Raw genomic sequence first — 21,661 nt, 5'->3', positions numbered from 1 at the left:
CTGCCATGCCTGCGCCGCCAGGCCTCCTGGCGCCAGTCTACGGCGGGGCGGTGGCGGCGACCTCGTCGGATTCGACGATTGCAGGCGCACGATTCTGCACTACCTTAACTACCAACCCTTTCGAGCAGCCAAGGCCAGCCATGAGCAATTCCAGTTCCACGACTCCTCCCAGCTTCGAAACCCTGCAATACGCCGTCGACCGGGGTGTCGCCACCATCACCCTGCACCGCCCGGACAAGCTCAATGCCTTCACCGCGCAGATGATGCAGGAGCTGATCGATGCCTTCGACGCCACCGACGCCGACGACAACGTCCGCGCGGTGATCGTTACCGGCTCCGGGCGCGCCTTCTGCGCCGGCGCCGACCTGTCCTCGGGCGGCTCCACCTTCGACTACGAAAAGCGCTACGGCGCCAGCAAGGAAGCGGCGCACCGCGACGGCGGCGGGCGCGTGGCGCTACGTATCTTCCGCAGCCTCAAGCCGGTGATCGCCGCGGTCAACGGGCCCGCGGTGGGCATCGGCGTGACCATGCAACTGCCGATGGATATCCGCCTGGCCTCCACCGACGCCAAGTTCGGCTTTGTGTTCGCGCGCCGCGGCATCACGCCGGAGGCGGCATCGTCGTGGTTCCTGTCGCGCGTGGTCGGCATCTCGACGGCGCTTGAGTGGTGCTATACCGGCCGCGTGTTCTCGGCGCAGGAAGCGCTGGAGCGCGGGCTGGTGCGCTCGCTGCACGCGCCCGAAGACCTGCTGCCGGCCGCGCAGGCGCTGGCCCGCGAGATCGCGGACAATGCCGCGCCGGTATCCGTCGCCATCTCGCGCCAGCTGATCTGGCGCATGGCGGGCGCCAGCCACCCGATGGAAGCGCACCGCCTGGACAGCCGCGCGATCCAGTCGCGCGGCCAGTCGGCGGACGTCAAGGAGGGCGTCAGCGCCTTCCTGGAGAAACGCCCGGCCAGCTTTCCGGAGCGCGTGTCGCAGGACATGCCGGACTTCTTCGACTGGGGCAGCGAACCGCCCTTTATCTGATGCCGTCGATCCACCGCCGAGCCCCAAGGAAAACAGCGTGAAAGTCAGCATGGCAGTCCAGACCCGCAAATCGGTACGCGGCTTCCTTCCCGCGCCGGTACCGCCGGAGATCATCCGCGACGTGCTGGAGCAGGCCGCGCGCGCGCCGTCGGGCGGCAACCTGCAACCCTGGCACCTGCACGTGGTGGGCGGCGAGCCGCTGGAGCGGCTCAAGGCCACCATGCGCGAGCGCATCGCCGGCATGCCCGGCGGCGAAGGGAGCGAGTACGACATCTACCCGCGCGAGCTGGTCTCGCCCTATCGCGAGCGCCGCTTCCAGGTGGGCGAGGACCTCTATCGCTGCCTGGGCATCCCGCGCGAGAACAAGCGGGCGCGCATGGCCCAGTTTGCCAATAATTTCACGTTCTTCGGCGCGCCGCTGGCCTTGTTCTGCACCGTGGACCGCCGCATGGGCCCGCCGCAATGGTCGGACCTGGGCATGTACCTGCAAACGGTGATGCTGCTGCTACGCGAGCATGGGCTGGACAGCTGCGCGCAGGAATGCTGGGCGATCTACCCGGAAACCATCTCGGGTTTTCTCGCCATTCCGCCCGAACGCATGCTGTTTACCGGCATGGCGATTGGCTATGAAGACACGGAAGCACCGGTCAACCAGCTGCGCGCCACGCGCGCGCCGCTCGCCGAGTTCACCGAGTTCATCGGTATCTGAGGCCCCTGCGGCAAGCAGTGGGCAGCGGCTTGCCACTATGCCGATTTCGTCATCGCCGCTGGGGAAAGGCGACAAGCCGGCAGGGGGCGGCCATGCCACGCTGTAGGGGTCATCCACACTTGGCCCCCTGGGCATTCCCGCCATGCATCCCAGCGCCCCGCCTTCCACCGCAAGCTCCACGGTGTCTTCACCGCCCGCTCCCCGCCAGATCAGGGTGATCGACTCCCACACCGGCGGCGAACCCACCCGGCTGGTCATCGACGGTTTCCCCGATCCGGGCAGCGGCGGCATGGCCGCGCGGCTGGAGCGGCTCGCGCGCGAGCACGACCGCTGGCGCGCCGCCACCGTGCTGGAGCCGCGCGGCAGCGACGTGATGGTCGGCGCGCTGCTGTGCCCGCCGGTTTCCGCCGGTGCCTGCGCGGGCGTGATCTTCTTCAACAACAGCGGCTACCTGGGCATGTGCGGCCACGGCACCATCGGGCTGGTGGCCTCGCTGGCGCATCTCGGGCGCATCGCGCCGGGCCGGCACAGCATCGATACGCCGGTGGGCACGGTGGAGGCCACGCTGCATGAGGACGGCACGGTCGGTGTGCGCAACGTGCCCGCCTGGCGCTACCGGCATGCGGTGGCCGTCGACGTGCCGGGCCACGGCCGTGTCTCCGGCGACATCGCCTGGGGCGGCAACTGGTTCTTCCTGATCGAAGCCCATGGCCAGCGCATCGAGCGCAACAACCTGGAGGCGCTGACCGCATTCGCATGGGCCGTGCGGCAGGCGCTCGAACAGGCGGGCATCGCGGCACCGGACGGCGCGCCGGTCGACCATATCGAACTGTTCTGCACGCCCGACGATGCCGATGAAGCCGACAGCCGCAATTTCGTGCTGTGCCCAGGCAAGGCGTACGACCGCTCTCCCTGCGGCACCGGCACCAGCGCCAAGCTCGCCTGCCTGGCAGCGGACGGCAAGCTCGCGCCCGGCGCACCCTGGCGCCAGGCCAGCGTGACCGGCAGCCGCTTCGTGGCGCACTATGCGCCCGCCGATGAACCCGGCCGCATCATCCCGACCATCCACGGCCGCGCGCATGTGTATGCCGAGACCACGCTGCTGATCGCGCACGACGATCCCTTCGCCTGGGGCATCGGCGCATGAGGCCCGCGCAGGCTTGCGGCGATGTCATCGTGATCGGCGCCGGGATCGTCGGCGCGGCCTGCGCCTTCGAACTGGCCGGGCACGGGCTGGATGTCTGCGTGCTGGACAGCCGCGCAGGCGGCGCCACCCACGCCGGCATGGGCCATCTGGTGATGATGGACGACACCGCCGCCGAGCGTGACCTGTGCGCCTGCTCGCTCAGGCTCTGGCGGGAGCTCGCCCGCGACATGCCGGCCAGCTGCGCCTATCGCCAGTGCGGCACGCTGTGGGTGGCCAGCGACGCCGCGGAAATGGACCTGGCCCGCCAGCGGCAAGACGCGCTGCTGGCGCAGGGCATCCCGTGCGCCACGCTGGATGCCGGCGAACTGGCGTGCCAGGAGCCGATGCTGAGCTCGGGCTTGGCGGGCGCGCTCAAGGTCGCGGGCGATGCCATCGTCTACGCCCCGGCCGTGGCGTCATGGCTGCTCGCGCAGAGGGCATCGCGGATAAACGTTCTGCACGCCACGGTGAGCGCGGTGGAGGCAAACCATGTCACCCTGGAAGACGGCAGGCGGCTGACCGCCACCGCGGTCGTCGTCGCCAACGGCATCCAGGCCACGCAACTGCTGCCCGCGCTGCCGATCCGCGCCAGGAAGGGACATCTCGTCATTACCGACCGCTACCCGGCCTGCGTGAACCATCAACTGGTCGAACTCGGCTATGCCGCGAGCGCGCACCACAGCGACGGGACCTCGGTTGCCTTCAATGTGCAGCCGCGCCCCACGGGCCAGTTGCTGATCGGCTCGTCGCGCCAGTTCGACAGCCTCGACACGGCCGTGGATAACCAGGTCATGGCCCGCATGCTCCAGCGCGCCGCCGCCTACCTGCCCGCCCTCGCCGGCATGAACGCGATCCGCTGCTGGACCGGCTTTCGCGCCGCCACGCCCGACGGGCTGCCCATCGTCGGCGCCCACCCCGGTCAGCCGGGCCTGTGGCTGGCGGTGGGCCACGAGGGGCTGGGCGTGACCACCGCGCCCGGCAGCGCGCGCCTGCTGGCGGCGCTGCTGCTAGGCCAGCGGGTCCCGATAGATCCGGCGCCATTTTCCTTCAGCCGCTTCGCCGCAGCCACGGAGACCGCTCCTGGCCCTGGCACGGAGAATACGCATGAAACGCAACCGGGCCGCTAACCCGACCGTGAACGTCCTCCTGGATGGCAGCGCGCTGCGGGTGCCGGCGGGCATCTCCGTGGCGGCGGCCATGGCCTATAGCGACCGTCCGTTCACCCGCCGCTCCTGTGGCGGCGAGCAGCGCGCGCCGTTTTGCGGCATGGGCGTTTGCCAGGAATGCCGCATGACCATCGACGGCCGGCGCCGGCTGGCGTGCCAGACCACGTGCCGGGATGGCATGGTGCTGGAGCGCACGCCATGAGCGCGCGGCACATGGGCACCGGGCAAGCACTTGCCGCTTGCCAGCGCCGCTACGACGTATTGATCGTCGGCGCCGGGCCCGCCGGCATGGCGGCGGCGCGCGCGGCGGCCGGGAGCGGCTGCAGCGTCGCGCTCATTGACGACAACCCGGCGCCCGGCGGGCAGATCTGGCGCGATGGGCCAGGCGTGCGGCTGCCATCGCAGGCGCGCAGCCTGCGCCACGCCATCGCCGCGCACGGCCGCATCGCGCTGTACGCCTCGACGCGCGTGATCGCGGCGCCTGCGTCCCACACGCTGCTGGTCGAGAACGACGAGCGCGCCATGCACCTGCAATTCCGCAACCTGATCCTGTGCACCGGGGCGCGCGAACTGCTGCTGCCTTTTCCCGGCTGGACCCTGCCCGGCGTGACCGGAGCGGGCGGGTTGCAGGCCCTGGTCAAGGCGGGCGCGCCGGTCAGGGGCGAGCGCATCGTCATTGCCGGCAGCGGGCCACTGCTGCTGGCGACGGCCGCCACGGCGCGACGGCACGGCGCGCATGTCGCGCGCGTCGCCGAGCAGGCACCGCTGTCACGCCTGACGCGCTTCGCCGGCGCGCTGTGGCGCTGGCCGTCCAAGGCGGCACAGGCCGTCGCCCTGCTGGATGGCCACTATCGGGCGGGCTCCCATGTGGTGGAGGCACTGGGCGACGAGCGCCTGCGCGCGGTGCGCATCCGCCAGGGCGGCCGTACCGTGGCGCTTGCCTGCGACCGGCTGGCGTGCGGCTTCGGGCTGGTGCCGAATACCGGGCTGGCCGCGCTGCTGGGCTGCCCGCTCGACCCCGTATCGGATGCGATTGCCGTCGATGCGCTCCAGCGCACCGGCATGCACCACGTCTATGCGGCGGGCGAATGCACTGGTATCGGCGGCGGCGAGCTGGCCCTGCTCGAAGGCAGGATCGCCGGCTACGCGGCAGCGGGCGCCGACGACCGGGCTGGCGCGCTGGCGGCAACGCGCGCCCGCTGGCATGCGTTCGCGGAACAGGTGCGGACCACGTTCGCGCTCGACCCCGCGCTCAAGACCCTGGCCCGCGCCGACACACCGCTGTGCCGCTGCGAGGATGTGCCGCTATCGGCCATCCAGGCGTATCCGGATGCCTGGATGGCCAGGATGCAGACCCGCTGCGGCATGGGCGCCTGCCAGGGACGCGTCTGCGCCACGGCCGGGCGGGTCCTGTTCGGCTGGACGCAGCCCACGCCGCGCCCGCCGCTGTCTCCCGCCCGGATCGGCACATTGATGCTGGACGAGAACGGGCGAAGCTGACAGGCTGTGCCAACGCGGCTTGGAGCGCCCACCGGTAGATCCGTGGATCGACGCACACGGAAGTCCGATGAAGTAAGAAGCCATCAGGAGACAATATGCCGCCATCGCCCACCCTCTCCGCCGCCCCCTTCCCGGCCCGGCAACCCTCGCCGGCACCGGCGAGCCAGCACGAGGCCGGCAACATCGCCCACCTCGCCGACATCTGCGCGGGCATATCGAAGCAGCGCCCGCGCGACATGGCCACCCTGCTCGATACCCTCTCGCTGATCACGCCGTTGCTGAACGCCATCCCCAACGTGGTGTTCTTCATCAAGGACCGCCAGGCGCGCTACCTGGTCGCCAACCTGACGCTGGCTACCCGCTGCGGCTTCAAGCGGATCGAACCCCTGCTTGGCAAGACGTCGGCCGAGGTCTTTCCCGCCCATCTTGGCCAGCGCTACACGGAGCAGGACCGGCGCGTCCTGGATACCGGCTGCGCCATTGCGCAGCAGCTTGAGCTCCATCTCTATCCCGCGCGCGATGCGGGCTGGTGCATGACCTGCAAGCACCCCCTGCTGGATCGCGACGGCCGCATCATCGGCATGGCCGGCATCTCCCACGACCTGCAGTGCGCCAGGGACACGCATCCGGCCTACCAGCGGCTGGCGGCGGTGGACACCTATATCCGCGAGCACTACATGCGCCCCATCCTGCTGTCCGAACTGACCGGGCTGACCGGCCTGTCGGCGGCGCAACTGGAGCGCTACTGCAAGCGCATCTTCCACCTGACGCCGCGTCAAATGATCCACAAGGCGAGGCTGGAGCGCGCGTCCGAGCTGCTGTCCACCGATATGCCGATCACCGACATCGCGCTCGAGTGCGGCTATACCGATCACAGCGCCTTCACCCGGCAGTTCAAGGCCCTGACCGGACTCACGCCGCGGCAGGTCAGGCCGCCGGCCGGCAAGCCCGGCGCGCACGATTGAACGGGGAGCGCGCAACGGGCCGCTCCCGTCAAGCCCGCTTGCGCGGCCTCGCCCGATGCGGGCTCGTATTGTGCCGATTTCGTCTACCTGCTTTGCGGAAAGTCTCAAGCCCGAACGGCGCGCAACTGCGAACCTGAAGGCTGGTGGCCAGGTGATGCCCTGCCGGCACACCCCACGCACACAAAAGGAGACGATATGAGCCGCAACGCCATCCACTGGACCGGTGTATTCCCCGCCGTCAGCACGCAGTTCAAGGCCGACTACTCGCTGGATATCGAAGCCACCCACAAGGTGATGCGCAACCTGGTCGCCGACGGGGTCTCCGGCCTGGTGGTGTGCGGCACCGTGGGCGAGAACACATCGATGTCCACCCTGGAAAAGCTTGCCGTCATCGAAGCGGCGAAAGACGCCGCCAGGGGCCGCATCCCGGTCATCGCGGGCATTGCCGAATTCACCACCGCCTTCGCCCGGGACATGGTGAACGAAGCGGCGCGGGTCGGCGTCGACGGCGTGATGGTAATGCCGGCGCTGGTCTACTCCGCCAAGCCGCACGAAGCCGCCGCGCACTTCCGCGACATCGCCACCGCCACGGACCTGCCGGTCATGCTCTACAACAACCCGCTGGTCTACCGCAGCGACATCACGCCGGACATCCTGGTCTCGCTCGCCGATTGCGAGAACATCGTCTGCTTCAAGGATTCCTCCGGCGATACGCGCCGCTTCATCGACCTGCGCAACGCCGTGGGCGACCGCTTCGTGCTGTTCGCCGGGCTGGACGACGTGGTGCTGGAGAGCATTGCCGTGGGGGCCGAGGGCTGGATCTCGGGCATGTCCAACGCCTTCCCGAAGGAAGGCGAGACGCTGTTCCGCCTGGCCCGCCAACGGCGCTTCGACGAGGCGCTGGCGCTGTACCGCTGGTTCATGCCGCTGCTGCACCTGGACTCGCGCCCGGACCTGGTCCAGTGCATCAAGCTGTGCGAGGAACTCGCCGGGCGCGGGAGCGCCGTCACGCGGCCTCCGCGCTTGCCGCTGCAAGGCGAGGCACTGGAACAGGTGATGACGGTGGTCGCGCAGGCCATGGCCACGCGCCCGGTGCTGCCGGACGTCGGCCTGCGGGCCTGAGACTGCGCCGCCGGCCCGCGCGGCCGCCATCCGCCCGCCCGCCGCCCGCGTTCGCGGGCGGATGGCCGCATCGTCCGGACGGCCATCACCCGATGACCAAGGAGTCCCCATGTCTCCAGTGCAAGGCAAGTTCAAGCGGCAGCTCACCCTGACCGATCTCACCTTTATCGGCCTGGGTGCGATCTTCGGGTCGGGATGGCTGTTCGCCGCCAGCCACGTATCCGCCATCGCCGGGCCGGCCGGCATCGTCTCCTGGCTGCTGGGCGGCTTTGCCGTGCTGCTGCTCGGCATCGTCTACTGCGAGCTGGGCGCGGCGCTGCCGCGCGCGGGCGGCATCATCCGCTACCCGGTTTTTTCCCACGGCGAGCTGATGGGCTATCTGATGGGCCTGATCACGCTGATCGCCTTCTCCAGCCTGATCGCCATCGAAGTCGTGGCCGCGCGCCAGTATGCGGCGGCCTGGTTCCCCTTCCTGAGCCAGCCGGGATCGAGCGATCCCACCCCGCTCGGCTGGGCGGCGCAGTTCGCGATGCTGTGCCTGTTCTTCGTGCTCAACTACTACAGCGTCAAGACCTTCGCGCGCGCCAACAACATCGTCAGCGTGTTCAAGTTCGTGGTGCCGCTGCTGGTCATCGTGGTGCTGTTCACGCATTTCAAGCCGGCCAACCTGCAGATGCATGGCTTCGCGCCGTTCGGGCTGTCCGGCATCCAGGCCGCCGTTTCCGCCGGGGGCATCATCTTTGCCTACCTCGGGCTGACGCCGATCATCTCGGTGGCCAGCGAAGTCCGCTCGCCACAGCGCACCATTCCCATCGCGCTGATCCTGTCGGTATTGCTGTCCACCCTGATCTACGTGCTGCTGCAGATCGCCTTCCTCGGCGGCGTGCCGACCGAGACGCTGTCGGATGGCTGGCGTGGCGTCGGCAAGGCGTTCGCGCTGCCTTACCGCGATATCGCGCTGGCGCTCGGCGTGGGCTGGCTGGCCTTCCTGGTGGTCTCGGACGCGGTGATCTCGCCCAGCGGCACCGGCAATATCTACATGAACGCCACGCCCCGCGTGGTCTACGGCTGGGCGCGCGGCGGCACCTTTTTCAAGCTGTTCTCCCGTATCGATGCGCCCTCGGGTATTCCGCGGCCGGCCTTGTGGCTGACCTTCGCGCTGTCCGTGTTCTGGACCCTGCCCTTTCCCTCGTGGGAGGCCATGATCAACGTGGTGTCGGCCGCGCTGGTGCTGAGCTATGCGGTCGCGCCCGTCACGGTGGCCGCATTGCGCCGCAACGCGCCCGGCCTGCACCGGCCGTTCCGGGTCCGGTGGCTGGCGGTGCTCGGCCCGCTCTCGTTCATCATCGCCGCGCTGATCGTGTACTGGTCCGGCTGGGGCACGGTGTCCTGGCTGCTGGGACTGCAGATCGCCATGTTCGTGGTCTACCTGCTTTGCAGGCGCGCGGTACCCACCCATCGCCTGAGCCTGGCGCAACAGGTGAAGTCCTCGCTGTGGCTGATCGCCTTTTATGTGCTGATCATCGTGGCCTCCTACCTGGGTTCCTTCGGCGGCATCGGCGCGATCGGCCATCCGTGGGACACCGCACTGGTGGCGCTTATCGCGCTGGGGATCTATGGCTGGGGAGCCCGCACCGGCATACCTTCCGCGCTGATGGATCTCGGCGCTGACGATGACGAATAGCGCTTGCCTCAACCTCAACCTCAACCCCCACCTCAACCCGGAGCCCCGATGAACGATCCCGTCGCCCCACCGCAGCACAGGCAGGCGCGCGGCACTGCCACCGAGCGCCTCTCCCTGCGCGAAGTCCGCGCGCTGGCCATCGCCGTGCTGCGGCATCACGGGTTCAGCGATCCGCATGTCGAGGCCGTGGCCGATACGCTGGTCGCCGGCGAGCGCGACGGCTGCGCTTCCCATGGCCTCTACCGGCTGCTCGGCTGCATCGCCACGCTCAAGGCCGGCAAGGTGTCGCCGGACGCCATGCCCAAGCTGCACGAGATGGCGCCCGCGCTGCTGCGGGCCGATGCCATGCGCGGCTTCTCGCAGGTGGCCTACAAGACGGCGCTGCCGCACCTGATCGGCAAGGCCCGCTCGCAGGGCATCGCGGCGCTGGGCATCAACCGCTGCGTGCATTTCTCCGCCTTGTGGGCGGACATCGAACCGCTGACCGACGCCGGCCTGGTCGCCCTGGCCTGCACGCCCAGCCATGCCTGGGTCACGCCCGCGGGCGGCAGCAAGCCGCTGTTCGGCACCAATCCGCTGGCCTTCGGCTGGCCGCGCGCCGGCCAGCCCGCTTTCATCTTCGACTTCGCCACCAGTGCGGTGGCGCGCGGCGAGATCGAACTGCATCGCCGCGCGGGCAAGCCGATCCCCGAGGGCTGGGGCATCGATGCCGACGGGAAATCCTGTACCGATGCCGCCACCGTGCTGGACCACGGCGCCATGCTGACCTTCGGCGGCCACAAGGGCGCAGCCCTCGCCGCCATGGTCGAACTGCTCGCCGGTCCGCTGATCGCCGACATGACCAGCATGGATTCGCTGGCCTACGATGCGGGCACGAAGTCGTCGCCGATGGGGGGCGAGCTGATCATCGCCATCGATCCCGCGCGCTTTCTAGGCGCGCAGTGCGAGGCGGAGCTGGCGCGGGCGGAAAGCCTGTTCGAGGCGATGCTCGGACAAGGGGCGCGGCTGCCTTCGCAGCGCCGCTATCGGGCGCGCGAAGCCAGCCTGCGCCATGGCGTGCTCATCCCGCGCGCGCTGTATGACGACGTCGTGGCCCTGCTTCCGCGCAGCGCGGCCTGAGGATCGCTACAGCAAACCCAGCTGCCGCGCGATAGCCACCGCCTGCGTGCGGTTGCTGGCGCGCAGCTTGGCGCTGATATTGCGCAGGTGGGTGCGCACTGTGGTCTCCGAGACAAAGAGCCGGTCAGCCATCGCCACATTGGAGAAGCCCTCGGCCAGCAGCTGCAGCACCTTCTGCTCCTTGGGCGTGAGCGGCTCCAGCAGGCCGTGGCGGGCCTGCATGGCGGCGGGGTCGGCTGGCTCCGGGGCGCCGCCGCAAGCCTGCAGCAACCGCTCGACGTAGCCCGCGGACAGCGCGCTGCCCTGGCGCACGCAGGCCTCGCCCACCAGCCGCCGGATCTCGGCGCTCTCGTCGGCGAAGATGCGGATAAAGCCTTCCGCCGCCCCGAAGCGCAGTGCCTCGCCCATCGTCAGCAGCGCTCGCGCGGCATCGCCGCTGCGCTGGCAGGCCAGCGCCAGCAGGATGCGCAGCTTGAGCGCGCGCCGCATCAGTTGCGCCCGCTCGGCGGCAGCGAGTTCTTTCTCGATCGCCTCGCGCGTGGCGGCCGAGGGCTCGGTGAACAGTGCCAGCCGCAGCCGCCCCATGGGCACGTCTTCCACGTCGTTGGCAAAGGAACTGACGGCGCTGACGCCGGGCCGCGCCCGCCACAGTGCCGGGTCCGCCGCATGCAGCAGCGCCTCCTCCGCCGCATGCTGGTTGCCCTGCAGCAGGGCCAGCCGGGCGCGCTCCAGCATGGCGCCCAGCACCAGCCGCGGCAGGCCGCGATGATGGCCGAGGTGCTCGAGCGCGGCCAGCCATTCGTGCGCGCCGTCCACGTCGCCACGATCGCAGGCGATGCGGGCCAGCACGGTATGGCCGGTGATGATCTGGTCGGGCAGGCCGAGGTCGCGCGCCAGCGGTACGTACACATTAAGCAGGCGCTCCGCGCGCTCGCGCTCGTTGATCTCGTAGAGCGCTTCGGCCAGCAGGATGCCGGCCATGGCGTTGCCGTTGGTGGGACCATAGCGGTTCGGCAGCATGGTGCTGGCGGCAATGCGGAAACGCGCCAGCGCTTGCTGCAGGCGCCCCTGGCGCAGGTCGATCAGCCCCTCCACCGATTCCGAGAAAATCTTGTTGAAATTGCTGTCGGAACCGCGCACCACCTGGCGGGCCACGCCCAGCAGCCGGCGCGCCTCGCGGTAGTCGCCGGTCACCGCGGCCATGCGCGCCATCGAGGTGGCAAGGATGGAATCCGGGAACGGGTAGCCCATCGGCAGCGGCAGGGGATCATCGCGGCTGTAGGCGCGCGCCTCGTCGAAGCGGTCCATCATGTTCAGCAGCATATGGCGCAGCGCGCGCACGTGGGCCAGCAGGTCGCCCTCGGCGCCGGCCAGCGGGATGGTCTGCAGCAGCGCGATGGCGTCCGCCGGTCCGCGCGTAAACGACAAGGCCCAGACATGGGCGATCTGCAGCTTGGGCCACGCCGCCAGCGCGTCGGCCGGCACGGCGTCCAGCCAGCGCGTCAGCAGGCGCATGCGCCCCTGCGCCAGCAGGTCGTCCACGGAGCCCGCCAGCAGCGGCAGCGCGTGGCCGACCGCGCCGGCCGCCAGCGCATGTTCGATGGCGGGCACAGGGCGGCCCTGCGCCTCGTACCAGCGCGAGGCGGCCATCTGCAGCGCCGGCACCTCGTCCGGCATGCCCTGCTGGAGTTGCGCGCGCAGGAAGCTGGAGAACAGGCTGTGATAACGGTACCAGCGCGCATTGGGTTGGGCGGGACGCTCGGCGCCGCCGTGGCGTTCGCCGTCCAGCGGCATCAGGAACAGGTTGGCCCGCTCCAGCCAGGCGAGGATTTCCTCGCTGTCGGCGGTGCCGCAGACGGCGTCGCACAGCGGCCCGCTGAGCTGGTCGAGGATGGAGGTGCGCAGCAGGAAAGCGCGCACCGCATCGGGCAGGTGCAGGTAGACGTCCTCGACGAGGTAATCGGCAACGGCTGCGTTGGAGCCGGAAAAGCCGGCGATGAAGGCGTCCGGCTGGCCGCGCCGCTCCAGCGCCACCGAGGCCAGCCACAGCGCCGTGGCCCAGCCTTCGGTACGGCGGTGCAGCGTGGAGATGGCCGCGGGTTGCAGCGCCAGGCCGCGCGCGCGGCGCAGGAAATGATCGGTTTCGTCGGCGGTAAAGCGCAGCTGGGCAGGCTCGATCTCCAGCAGTTCGCCGCGCGCGCGCAGGCGTGCCAGCCCGGAATCCGGCACCCAGCGCGTGCCGACCACCAGCCGGCCGCCAGGCGGCAATTGCTCCACCACCTGCCAGACCAGGCCGGCAACGGCGGGATTCTGCAAGGCCTCGAAGTCGTCCAGGAACAGGGTAAAGGGGCGGTCGTGGCCCGCCATGCGGTCGATCAGCGCCAGAGCCTGCTCGCCCACCGGCCGAGGCGCCGGCTGGCTGGCGGCGAGCGGCGCGCCCCCCTTGCGCAGCACCAGCTCGAAAGCGGCTTCCAGCGAGCCGAGAAACCGCGTGGCGTCGTTGTCCGCGCGGTCCAGCGTGAGCCAGGCGGTGGCAACGCCGTCGGCATCCAGCCGCGCGCGGCATTGCAGCATGGCGGTGGTCTTGCCGAAACCGGCCGGCGCGCGCACCAGCACCAGCTTGACGAAGCCGGCCGCGCACACCGCGTCGCAAATGGCGCGGCGTTCCACCTGGAACGGGGTCAGCATGGGCGGGCGCAGCTTTGCCACCAGCGTGGCCGCGCGGGCGGCGCCCCCGTGGCCCGCGCTGGTCTCCTCGATTATTGCCATTCGCCGTGTCTTCCTGTTGGCGGCGGCATCCGCGCCGGGCGGATGCCGCGCGATCGGCACCGGCTTATGGTTGCCGGCTGCTGGCGCCACATGCGCCAGGGATCGAACGGCTGATTATGGCGTAAACGACCGCCTGGCACCCGGCGCACCCATGCGCGCCGGTGCCGCTGCCTAGACGAGCTTGTTCTCCCGTCCCGCCCAGTAGCGCTCGCGCAGCAGCCGCTTGAGCAGCTTGCCGGTCGGCAGCCGCGGCAGTTCGTCGGCAAAGTCCACCGAGCGCGGGCACTTGATGGGCGAAAGGTGCGTGCGGCAAAAGGCAAGCAATTCGTCGGCCAGCGCCGGGCTGGCGTGCGCCATGTCGAGTGGCTGCACCACCGCTTTGACTTCCTCCCCGAAGTCCTCGTTGGGCACGCCGATCACCGCCACGTCCATCACCTTGGGATGGGTCATCAGCAGGTTCTCGGCCTCCTGCGGATAGATGTTGACGCCGCCGGAGATGATCATGTTGGCTTTGCGGTCGGTCAGGTAGAGATAGCCGTCCTCGTCCACGTAGCCGACATCGCCCAGCGTGGTCCAGCCCGCATGCACGGGGTGGCGCGACTGCACGGTCTTCTCGGGATCGTTGTGATAGACAAAGCTGCGCCCCTCGGCGAAGTAGATGATGCCCGGCTCGCCCGGCGGCAACACGGCGCCGCTGTCGTCGCAGATACGCAACTCGCCCACCGACGCGCGGCCCACCGTGCCCTTGTGGCTGAGCCAGTCGGCGGAACCGACCGCGGTGGACCCGTTGCCCTCCGTGCCGGCGTAGTACTCCCAGATGATCGGGCCCCACCATTCGATCATCTGCTCCTTGACGGCCACCGGACAGGGCGCGGCGGCATGCACGGCAAAGCGCAACGAGGAAACATCGTGGCGCTGGCGCACCGCCCCGGACAGCTTGAGCATGCGCGAGAACATCGTCGGCACGACCTGGGTGTGTGTGATGCGGTGCGCGGCCACCAGCCGCAGGAATGCTTCCGCGTCGAAATGCTCCATCACCACCGAGGTGCCGCCGAGTTGCTGCACCGCCATGTTGTAGCGCAGCGGCGCCGCATGATAGAGCGGTGCGGGCGAGAGGTAGCGCATGTCCGGGCCGAACTGGTAGAGCGACTGGCACATCAGCGCCAGCCTGCCCGGCACGTCGATCTGCGGGTTGGCCGGCGGCGTGAATACGCCCTTGGGGCGGCCGGTGGTGCCGGAGGAGTACAGCATGTCCGTGCCCGCGCATTCGTCCTCGATGCGCCAGCCGGGGTATTGCGCCAGGGTGGTCTCATAAGCGATGAAGCCGGGCACGGCGCCGTCCATCATCAGGCGCGCGCCCAGGCCCGGCGCTTTGGCCGCCAGCCCCTGCGCCACCGCGGCCTGCGCGTGGGAGGTGACGAGCATCCTGGCGCCGCTGTCGGCCACGATGTGCGCCGCGTCGTCCACATTGAGCCGCGTGCTGATACAGACGTAGATCAGCCCCGAGCGCTGCGCGCCCCAGCACAGCTCGAACAGGCGCGGATGGTTCTCCAGCAGGAAGGCCACGCGGTCGCCGGGCTGCAAGCCGTGATCGCGGAACAAGCGCGCCACCTGGTTGGAGCGCTCGTCAAGCTCGCGGTAGGTGACGACGGTGCCGCCCGCCATGATGATGGCCGGCTTGTCCGGGGTGCGCTGCGCGTGAACATGCGGGTGCATGACTGACCCTCCTGGAAGTGGGTGTGGCAGAACTGGCTGACTGGATGGATGCCGCGGAATCCGGCATGGAATACGACGACCCACATTGTCCGGACACGCGGCCGTCCCGGGCATCGTCCGAAGCGACGAACGCGCCTTGACGCGGTGCCGCAATCGATGCGCAGGCGCGCTTGCGCGCCGGGGACGATTCGTCGCATCGGACGATGCAGCGCCGCAGCCGCTTCGCATAATGGCAGGTGCCCTAAAGCAACCGCGCCGAGGACCCACAGTGGATTTCCAATTCAGCGAAGAACAATCAATGCTGCGCGACACGCTCGCGCGCTACCTGGCCGATCACTACGACTTCGAAACGCGCCAGGCGGCGCTCCGCTCGCCGGCCGGCTGGCGGCCCGCATGCTGGAAGGCGCTGGCGCAGGAACTGGGCCTGCTCGGCGCGGCGTTCCCGGAACGCTTCGGCGGGCTGGGCGGCGGCGCCATCGAACACATGATCGTGATGGAGCAGTTTGGCCGCCACCTGGTGGTAGAGCCCTACCTGTCAACCGTAGTGCTTGGCGGCGGCGCCTTGCTGCATGGCAGCGAAACGCTGGCGGCCAACTGGCTGCCCGCCATCATCGGCGGCGAAGCCACGGTAGCCTGGGCGCACGGCGAACCGCGCAGCCGCTATTGCCTGCACGACGTCGCGACCAGCGCCACGCGTGGCGAAGGCGGCTGGCGCCTGAGCGGGCACAAGGCCGTGGCGGTGGCCGCGCCGTGGGCCACGCACCTGGTGGTCAGCGCGCGCACCGCCGGCCAGCGCCGCGACCGCGCCGGCATCAGCTTGTTCTGGATCGAACGCAACGCGCCGGGCGTGACGCTGCTGGAATACCCCACGGTGGACGGCTCGCGCGCCGCCGACATCCTGCTCGACAACGTCTTCGTGCCGGACAGCGCCCGGCTGGGCGCCGAGGGCGACGCGCTGGCGCTGATCGAGCGCCTGAGCGACGACGCCGCCGTGGCGCTGTGCGCCGAAGCCGGCGGCGCGATGAGCCGGATGCTCGCCGATACGGTCGACTACGCGCGCCAGCGCAAGCAGTTCGGCGTGCCGATCGCCACCTTCCAGGTGCTGCAGCACCGCATGGCCGACATGTATGTGCAGCTCGAACAAACCGTGGCGCTGACCCAGGTCGCCGCCATGCAGGCAGGCGCCGATCCCACACAGCGCGCGCTTGCCGCCAGCGCCGCCAAGGCGCAGGCCGGACAGGCCGGCAAGTTCGTGGGCCAGGCCGCGGTGCAGATCCACGGTGGCATGGGCGTGACCGAAGAGCTTGCCGTCGGGCATTACTTCAAGCGCGTCACCGCCATCGACCTGCAGTTTGGCTCGGCCGAACATCACCTGCGCCGCTACGCCGACCTGCTGTATCCGGCTGCCGCGTGAGCGCACGCATCCCTGCCCGCACCGACGAACATCCCGAGGCCCACCGATGAATCTCGATTTCTCCCCGCAAGAACTGCAGTTCCGCGACGAGGTCCGCGCCTGGATCACCGAGGCCTTCGACCCCGGCCTCAAGGCCCTGATGGCGCGCACCAAGAATGGCTACCTCGACAAGGAAGGCCAGGTGCGCTGGCAGAAGAAACTGTTCGAGCGCGGCTGGGCCGCGCCCAACTGGCCCGAGGAATACGGCGGCCCCGGCTGGACGCCGGCGCAGCGCTACCTGTTCCAGGCCGAGACCGCCGCCGCCGGCTGCCCGACCGTATCGCCGATGGGCCTGAAGATGGTGGCGCCGGTGATCATGAAATACGGCAGCCCCGAGCAGAAGGCGCGTTTCCTGCCGCCCATCCTGCGCTCCGACATCTGGTGGTGCCAGGGCTACTCCGAACCCAACTCCGGCTCCGACCTGGCCTCCCTGCAGATGCGCGCCGAGCGCGGGCGCGATCAGGACGGCGAGCACTATGTCCTCAACGGCTCCAAGATCTGGACCACGCACGCGCAATGGGCCGACTGGATGTTCTGCCTGGTACGCACCAGCCGCGACGCACGCCGCCAGGACGGCATCTCCTTCGTGCTGGTGGACATGCGCACGCCCGGCATCACCGTGGCGCCGCTGCCCACGCTGGACGGCCCGGTCGCGGGCCAGCAGGAAGTCAACCAGGTCTTCTTTGAAAACGTGCGCGTGCCGGTCGAAAACCGCATCGGCGAAGAAGGCCTCGGCTGGACCTACGCCAAGTACCTGCTCGAATTCGAACGCGGCGGCAGCTATGGTCCGATGCTGCGCCAGCAACTGACCAAGGTAGCGCGCATCGCGGCGAACGAACCCGGCGAAGATGGCGGCCGCCTGCTCGACGATCCCGGCTTCCGCCGCAAACTGGCCGAGCTGCATGTACGCGCCGCCGCGCTGGAAGCGAACGAGCTGCGGCTGTTCTCCAGCGTAGCGTCGGGCACCTCGATCGGCGCCGCCTCCAGCATGCTCAAGCTGGCAGGCACCGAAACCATCCAGGCCATCAGCGAACTGGCGGTGGAAGCCGCCGGACCTTACGCGCTGCCCTTCGTGCAGGACGGATGGGCGGAACAGCAGGGACGCCCCGCGGGGCCGCAGATAGGCCCCGACTACGCCGCACCGCTCGCGCCGCGCTACTTCAACTATCGCAAGGCATCGATCTACGCCGGCTCCAACGAAATCCAGCGCAACATCATCGCGAAGCTGGTGCTGGGGCTCTAAGGTTGAGAGCCTCGGCAGCAATCGCATGAACGGCGGACACGAGCCACCGGAAGCAAATCCGGTGGCCTCTCCAGCGCGACGACATAACGAGCGCCCGCCCTCTCCCCCGACCCCTCTCCCGCAGGCGGGAGAGGGGAGCGAACCGGCGGACCGATCGATATCACCACGCGAAAATTCGGTGTAGCCGTGCGGAGCGCCCCCAAGGGCGGGCCGCACCCCAGCGCGATGCGAAGCGAGCCGTGAAGGTGTACCAGGCCGTATGGGGCGCCTTGTTTGCCTACTTTCTTGGCAAGACAAGAAAGTAGGTCGCCCCCCGCAGGGGGGTGAAACCGCCTTTGACTTTAGGCTTTTAGGTTTTCAGGGCTTTTAAAGCTAACCCCCCCCCTCAATTAACCCTCCGCTCAAACCCCTCCCAATAAGGCTCCCTCAACTTCCTCCTCAACAACTTCCCCGACGGATTCCGCGGCAACGCATCCACAAACTCAATACTCTTGGGAATCTTGAACCCAGCCAACCGCTCCCGCGCCCAAGCCACAATGCCATCGCGGTCAGCAACCTGCCCCGCCTTTAGCACGACAATCGCCTTGACCGCCTCGCCCCACTTCTCGTCGGGCACCCCGATCACCGCCACGTCGGCCACCTGCGGGTGGCCATAGATGGCACTCTCCACCTCAGCCGGATAGACGTTCTCCCCCCCGCTGATGATCATGTCCTTGACCCGGTCGTGGATATAAACATAACCCTCGGCGTCGAGATAGCCCGCATCGCCGGTCCGCAACCACCCGTCCGCATCGATCGTCCGCGCAGTCTCATCAGGCTGCTTCCAGTACCCCGCCATATTCTGCGGCGACCGGATCATCAGTTCCCCGACTTCCCCGGGCGGCAACCGCCGGCCCTCCCAGTCCACCACCACTACCTCGACATCGGGCAAAGGCTTGCCCGCGGCCCGCATACGCGGCACATCCTCGGTCGTATGGTCCTCCGGTGGCAACGCCACCACCGTGCCGGTGGTTTCGGTCATCCCGTACTGTTGCGCGAAGCCGCACCCGAATACCTCGATGCCTTCACGCAGCAACGCCGCGGGAATCGGAGCAGCCCCGTACAGCAAGGTCTTCAGGCGGGAGTAATCGATGCTGCGCGCGCGCGGATCGCGCAATACGAACTGCATCGCGGCAGGCACCAGGAACAGCTTGCTGACACGCTCGCGCTCGAAGAAATCCAGCACCGCGGCAGGATCGAAATCGCGCGCGACCACGCCCTTGGCCCCCGCCAGCAAGCTGCGCAACCCCCAGCCGGACCCACCGATATGCGCGACCGGCATCGCCACCAGCGAGACATCGTCATCCGTCCAGCGCGACCAAGGGATATCCTCGCGCTCGCTCGCCTCGGTGCCGGCGGTGAGGTTGCGATGGGTCAGCATGGCGCCCTTGGGGCGGCCCGTGGTGCCGGAGGTGTAAAGCTGCAGCACCACGTCGTGCGCGGCAGGCTGGTGCGCCGGCGGCACGGGTGCATGCGCGTCGCGCCACGCGGCATAGGCGGGCCAGTCCGCCTGGCCGCCTTCCATGGCGATCACGCCGCGCACCAGCGGCAACGCCGGCAGCAGCTTGCGCACCAGTTCCACCGATTCCGGCCCGGCGAACAACAGCGCGGCATCGGAGTGGCCGACGATATAGCCGACCTCCGGGGGCGCCAGGCGCCAGCTTGCCGGCGCCATCACGGCGCCGATCTTGGCGGCGCCCAGCAGCAACTCGAAATAGTGATCGCAGTTCTTGCCGATATAGCCGATACGGTCCCCCGGCCCGATGCCCGCGGCCAGCAGCGCCTGGGCGACGCTGTCGGTGTGGCGGTCGAACTCGCGGTACGTCGTGAGCCTGCCCTCGAAGGCATAGGCCACGGCATCGGGCCGCCGCTGCGCGAAGTGACGCAACGCGTGCGGCAATGTCGTCAGGTAACTGAAATCCATCAGCGCCTCCTTCTCTCGGTCCTGCTGCATGCGCGCGTCCTTTTCCTTGGGGTGAGAGATCAGCGCGGCGCCATGCGGATGGCGCCGTCGAGCCTTACCGATTCGCCGTTGAAATAGCTGTTGCGGCACATCTCCAGCGCGAGCGAGGCAAACTCTTCCGGCGCGCCGAGCCGCTTCGGAAACGGCACCGAGGCGGCCAGCGCTGCCTTGACGTGCTCCTGCGCGCCTTGCAGCAGCGGCGTATTGAAGATGCCGGGCATGATGGTGTTGACGCGAATGCCTTCGCCGGACAGGTCGCGCGCAATGGGCAGGGTCATGCCGACCACGCCGGCCTTGGAGGCGGAGTACGCGGCCTGGCCCATCTGCCCGTCCTGCGCCGCCACCGAGGCGGTGTTGATGATGACGCCGCGATCGCCGTCGCGCGCGTCCAGTGTCAGCATGCCGGCGGCCGAACGCGCGAGGCAGCGGAAGGATCCGATCAGGTTGATCTGGATGATGCGCTCGAACGCATCCGAGGCAAAGAAGCGGATCTGGTCCGGCGCTTCCTTGGCCCGCGATGCGGTCTTGATGGCGTTGCCGGTGCCGGCGCAGTTGACCAGGATACGTTCCTGGCCCAGCGCCGCGCGTGCCTTGGCGAAGCCGGCTTCGACCTCGGCCTCCGAGGTCACGTTGACCTGGCAGAACACGCCGCCCAGTTCGCGTGCCACGGCTTCGCCCTTTTCCGCATTCATGTCGAACAGCGCGACGCGCACGCCGTGCGCCGCCAGCGCGCGCGCGGTGGCTTCGCCCAGGCCCGAGGCGCCACCCGTGATGACTGCCGTTACCGTTGCATCGAGTTCCATCTCTTCTCCACGTTTTCCCGTATCTGCTGAATCATTCCCGTCGGCGCGCGGCGATGCGCGGGCGGTGGAATGCCTGCGTCCGGCAGACCGCGAAGCGGCCCGGCCAGCGTGGTATGGAGATTCGGGGATGGCGGCGCGGCACGCATCGTCGGAAGCGACGAATGCATGAAAACACACCGGACGCCGCATGGCAGCGCCCATGCCGTCGCGCACGGGATGCTCCCGTGCGCAACGGCTTGCTGCGGCCTTGCGAATGGACGAACGGACGAATGGACGAGTTAATGAACTGACGAGCCGACGGACGCGCGTGTGCCCCGGAACCTAGCGCCTCGTCGCCAGGTGATACAGCAGCAACAGGATGACCGCGCCCACCACGGCACCGATAAAGCCGGCCGACTGTCCAGTCCGGTACCAGCCCAGCGCTTGCCCGAGGAACGTCGCGGCCAGCGAGCCGACAACGCCCAGGCCGGCGGTGAGGAAGAAGCCGCTCGGTCCGCGGCCCGGCGTTAGCATGCGCGCAACCAGCCCGGCGAGAAAGCCGATTAGAACGACCCAGATCAAGTGCATGTCATGCCCCCCGGCAGCGATGTTCGTTGCTCACTTGCATGCCTTGCCGTGATCCGCATGGAAGCCTTGCGCGGTAGCATCGGCTTCACTCATGTAGGCGCCGCTCTTGGTCTTGCCATAGTACTTCGTGCCGGGGCAGTGATAGACCTTGGAACTCTTGTTGACCCATACCTGACCGGGCCCGCCACCCGGTGCGGCGGCACCGGACGCGGCGGCAGCGGGCGCGGCCGGCTTGGCCATCGGTGCGGTGGTGGCGGGCGCGGCAGGCTTGGCCATCGGCGGGGCGGCCGCGGGAGCGGCCGGAGCCGCCGGCGCGGCCTGGGCACGCGCCAGGTGCGGGATCGAGACGAAGAGCGCGGCGGCCAGCAGCATGGGCAAGCCGACGCGCCGGCTGAACATGGCGGGCGAGACGGTGACGGCTTTCATAGCATTCATGACAGGCTCCTGCGGTAACAATGCCAATGGGACAAGGAAACGACAGGGCTGCAGACAGCCGCAACCCGACCGACACGCAATACCTCACTCAACGGCCCGCATCGCCACTGCGTTGACCGCGAGCCCGGCACCGCACGCGTGCCCCGGCTTTGGGAGGGATCGGCCACACGTACGATGTGCCTCTGAATGCCCAT

18 protein-coding genes are annotated in these 21,661 nt (G+C 69.0%); 12 read left to right on the top strand and 6 right to left on the bottom strand.

From position 1 onward, the window contains the following. Positions 1 to 140: 140 nt before the first annotated feature. From AC1DT6_RS17530 to AC1DT6_RS17485, 10 genes are all read left to right on the top strand, one after another. Positions 141 to 1,028, top strand: a complete 888-nt coding sequence (locus AC1DT6_RS17530) for a crotonase/enoyl-CoA hydratase family protein (RefSeq protein ID WP_441633263.1) — start codon at positions 141 to 143, stop codon at positions 1,026 to 1,028. Between the two features lie 37 nt (positions 1,029 to 1,065). Further along, positions 1,066 to 1,737 carry a nitroreductase gene (locus AC1DT6_RS17525; RefSeq protein WP_441633261.1) on the top strand — a complete coding sequence of 224 codons (672 nt, stop codon included), beginning with the start codon at positions 1,066 to 1,068 and terminating at the stop codon, positions 1,735 to 1,737. Positions 1,738 to 1,879: 142 nt separating this feature from the next. Then, a complete protein-coding gene (locus AC1DT6_RS17520; protein ID WP_477101855.1) occupies positions 1,880 to 2,884 on the top strand; it encodes a 4-hydroxyproline epimerase in 1,005 nt (334 codons plus the stop codon). Further along, entirely contained in the window at positions 2,881 to 4,050 is a 1,170-nt protein-coding gene (locus AC1DT6_RS17515; protein ID WP_441637699.1) for an NAD(P)/FAD-dependent oxidoreductase, read from the top strand. Before AC1DT6_RS17520 ends, AC1DT6_RS17515 begins: the two co-directional genes overlap by 4 nt. Then, positions 4,028 to 4,291, top strand: a complete 264-nt coding sequence (locus tag AC1DT6_RS17510) for a (2Fe-2S)-binding protein (RefSeq protein ID WP_441637697.1) — start codon at positions 4,028 to 4,030, stop codon at positions 4,289 to 4,291. The genes AC1DT6_RS17515 and AC1DT6_RS17510 overlap by 23 nt, the downstream gene beginning before the upstream one ends. Beyond that, the gene (locus AC1DT6_RS17505; RefSeq protein ID WP_477111155.1) at positions 4,288 to 5,589 is read left to right on the top strand and encodes an FAD-dependent oxidoreductase; all 1,302 of its coding nucleotides are present in this window, start codon (positions 4,288 to 4,290) and stop codon (positions 5,587 to 5,589) included. Before AC1DT6_RS17510 ends, AC1DT6_RS17505 begins: the two co-directional genes overlap by 4 nt. Positions 5,590 to 5,684: 95 nt before the next feature. Continuing rightward, complete coding sequence (locus AC1DT6_RS17500) at positions 5,685 to 6,554, top strand: helix-turn-helix domain-containing protein (protein WP_441636155.1); 870 nt, start codon at positions 5,685 to 5,687, stop codon at positions 6,552 to 6,554. A 195-nt stretch (positions 6,555 to 6,749) separates the two neighbouring features. After that, positions 6,750 to 7,676: a dihydrodipicolinate synthase family protein gene (locus tag AC1DT6_RS17495; RefSeq protein ID WP_441636153.1), complete on the top strand. Its 927-nt coding sequence runs from the start codon at positions 6,750 to 6,752 to the stop codon at positions 7,674 to 7,676. A 109-nt stretch (positions 7,677 to 7,785) separates the two neighbouring features. Continuing rightward, complete coding sequence (locus AC1DT6_RS17490) at positions 7,786 to 9,360, top strand: APC family permease (RefSeq protein WP_441636151.1); 1,575 nt, start codon at positions 7,786 to 7,788, stop codon at positions 9,358 to 9,360. A 48-nt stretch (positions 9,361 to 9,408) separates the two neighbouring features. Beyond that, positions 9,409 to 10,479: an Ldh family oxidoreductase gene (locus AC1DT6_RS17485; protein WP_441636149.1), complete on the top strand. Its 1,071-nt coding sequence runs from the start codon at positions 9,409 to 9,411 to the stop codon at positions 10,477 to 10,479. A 6-nt stretch (positions 10,480 to 10,485) separates the two neighbouring features. Here the strand turns inward: AC1DT6_RS17485 and AC1DT6_RS17480 are convergent, their stop codons facing one another. Next, on the bottom strand, positions 10,486 to 13,248 hold the full coding sequence (locus AC1DT6_RS17480) for a winged helix-turn-helix domain-containing protein (RefSeq protein WP_477111154.1): 2,763 nt from the start codon (positions 13,246 to 13,248) through the stop codon (positions 10,486 to 10,488). A 171-nt stretch (positions 13,249 to 13,419) separates the two neighbouring features. Further along, entirely contained in the window at positions 13,420 to 14,964 is a 1,545-nt protein-coding gene (locus tag AC1DT6_RS17475; protein WP_441636145.1) for an AMP-binding protein, read from the bottom strand. Positions 14,965 to 15,232: 268 nt separating this feature from the next. On the opposite strand from AC1DT6_RS17475, the gene AC1DT6_RS17470 reads away from it, so the two are divergent. Together AC1DT6_RS17470 and AC1DT6_RS17465 are read left to right on the top strand one after the other, a co-directional pair. Further along, entirely contained in the window at positions 15,233 to 16,378 is a 1,146-nt protein-coding gene (locus tag AC1DT6_RS17470; RefSeq protein ID WP_441636143.1) for an acyl-CoA dehydrogenase family protein, read from the top strand. Between the two features lie 46 nt (positions 16,379 to 16,424). Then, positions 16,425 to 17,660, top strand: a complete 1,236-nt coding sequence (locus AC1DT6_RS17465) for an acyl-CoA dehydrogenase family protein (RefSeq protein WP_441636141.1) — start codon at positions 16,425 to 16,427, stop codon at positions 17,658 to 17,660. Between the two features lie 385 nt (positions 17,661 to 18,045). On the opposite strand, the gene AC1DT6_RS17460 is transcribed toward AC1DT6_RS17465, so the two are convergent. The 4 genes from AC1DT6_RS17460 to AC1DT6_RS17445 form a co-directional block, all read right to left on the bottom strand. Beyond that, on the bottom strand, positions 18,046 to 19,623 hold the full coding sequence (locus tag AC1DT6_RS17460; RefSeq protein WP_441636158.1) for a fatty acid--CoA ligase: 1,578 nt from the start codon (positions 19,621 to 19,623) through the stop codon (positions 18,046 to 18,048). A 59-nt stretch (positions 19,624 to 19,682) separates the two neighbouring features. Next, positions 19,683 to 20,465 (bottom strand): SDR family NAD(P)-dependent oxidoreductase, encoded by a 783-nt coding sequence (locus tag AC1DT6_RS17455; protein ID WP_045235399.1) that lies wholly within the window; start codon positions 20,463 to 20,465, stop codon positions 19,683 to 19,685. 321 nt (positions 20,466 to 20,786) lie between these two features. Beyond that, positions 20,787 to 21,032, bottom strand: a complete 246-nt coding sequence (locus AC1DT6_RS17450; RefSeq protein ID WP_441636139.1) for a GlsB/YeaQ/YmgE family stress response membrane protein — start codon at positions 21,030 to 21,032, stop codon at positions 20,787 to 20,789. Positions 21,033 to 21,062: 30 nt separating this feature from the next. Next, positions 21,063 to 21,467: a hypothetical protein gene (locus tag AC1DT6_RS17445; protein WP_447431580.1), complete on the bottom strand. Its 405-nt coding sequence runs from the start codon at positions 21,465 to 21,467 to the stop codon at positions 21,063 to 21,065. Between the last annotated feature and the right edge of the window lie 194 nt (positions 21,468 to 21,661).

This window comes from Cupriavidus sp. 01L45 (assembly GCF_056399885.1).
The sequence above is the reverse complement of the archived record's forward strand: the minus strand, read 5'-3'. Positions and strand labels throughout refer to the sequence as shown.

Bases quoted from the DNA above. Each gene is read 5' to 3' on its own strand.
- AC1DT6_RS17530 (WP_441633263.1), top strand. From the start codon at position 141: ATGAGCAATTCCAGTTCCACGACTCCTCCCAGCTTCGAAACCCTGCAA.
- AC1DT6_RS17520 (WP_477101855.1), top strand. From the start codon at position 1,880: ATGCATCCCAGCGCCCCGCCTTCCACCGCAAGCTCCACGGTGTCTTCA.
- AC1DT6_RS17515 (WP_441637699.1), top strand. From the start codon at position 2,881: ATGAGGCCCGCGCAGGCTTGCGGCGATGTCATCGTGATCGGCGCCGGG.
- AC1DT6_RS17510 (WP_441637697.1), top strand. From the start codon at position 4,028: ATGAAACGCAACCGGGCCGCTAACCCGACCGTGAACGTCCTCCTGGAT.
- AC1DT6_RS17505 (WP_477111155.1), top strand. From the start codon at position 4,288: ATGAGCGCGCGGCACATGGGCACCGGGCAAGCACTTGCCGCTTGCCAG.
- AC1DT6_RS17500 (WP_441636155.1), top strand. From the start codon at position 5,685: ATGCCGCCATCGCCCACCCTCTCCGCCGCCCCCTTCCCGGCCCGGCAA.
- AC1DT6_RS17495 (WP_441636153.1), top strand. From the start codon at position 6,750: ATGAGCCGCAACGCCATCCACTGGACCGGTGTATTCCCCGCCGTCAGC.
- AC1DT6_RS17490 (WP_441636151.1), top strand. From the start codon at position 7,786: ATGTCTCCAGTGCAAGGCAAGTTCAAGCGGCAGCTCACCCTGACCGAT.
- AC1DT6_RS17485 (WP_441636149.1), top strand. From the start codon at position 9,409: ATGAACGATCCCGTCGCCCCACCGCAGCACAGGCAGGCGCGCGGCACT.
- AC1DT6_RS17480 (WP_477111154.1), bottom strand. From the start codon at position 13,248: ATGGCAATAATCGAGGAGACCAGCGCGGGCCACGGGGGCGCCGCCCGC.
- AC1DT6_RS17475 (WP_441636145.1), bottom strand. From the start codon at position 14,964: ATGCACCCGCATGTTCACGCGCAGCGCACCCCGGACAAGCCGGCCATC.
- AC1DT6_RS17465 (WP_441636141.1), top strand. From the start codon at position 16,425: ATGAATCTCGATTTCTCCCCGCAAGAACTGCAGTTCCGCGACGAGGTC.
- AC1DT6_RS17460 (WP_441636158.1), bottom strand. From the start codon at position 19,623: ATGGATTTCAGTTACCTGACGACATTGCCGCACGCGTTGCGTCACTTC.
- AC1DT6_RS17455 (WP_045235399.1), bottom strand. From the start codon at position 20,465: ATGGAACTCGATGCAACGGTAACGGCAGTCATCACGGGTGGCGCCTCG.
- AC1DT6_RS17450 (WP_441636139.1), bottom strand. From the start codon at position 21,032: ATGCACTTGATCTGGGTCGTTCTAATCGGCTTTCTCGCCGGGCTGGTT.
- AC1DT6_RS17445 (WP_447431580.1), bottom strand. From the start codon at position 21,467: ATGAATGCTATGAAAGCCGTCACCGTCTCGCCCGCCATGTTCAGCCGG.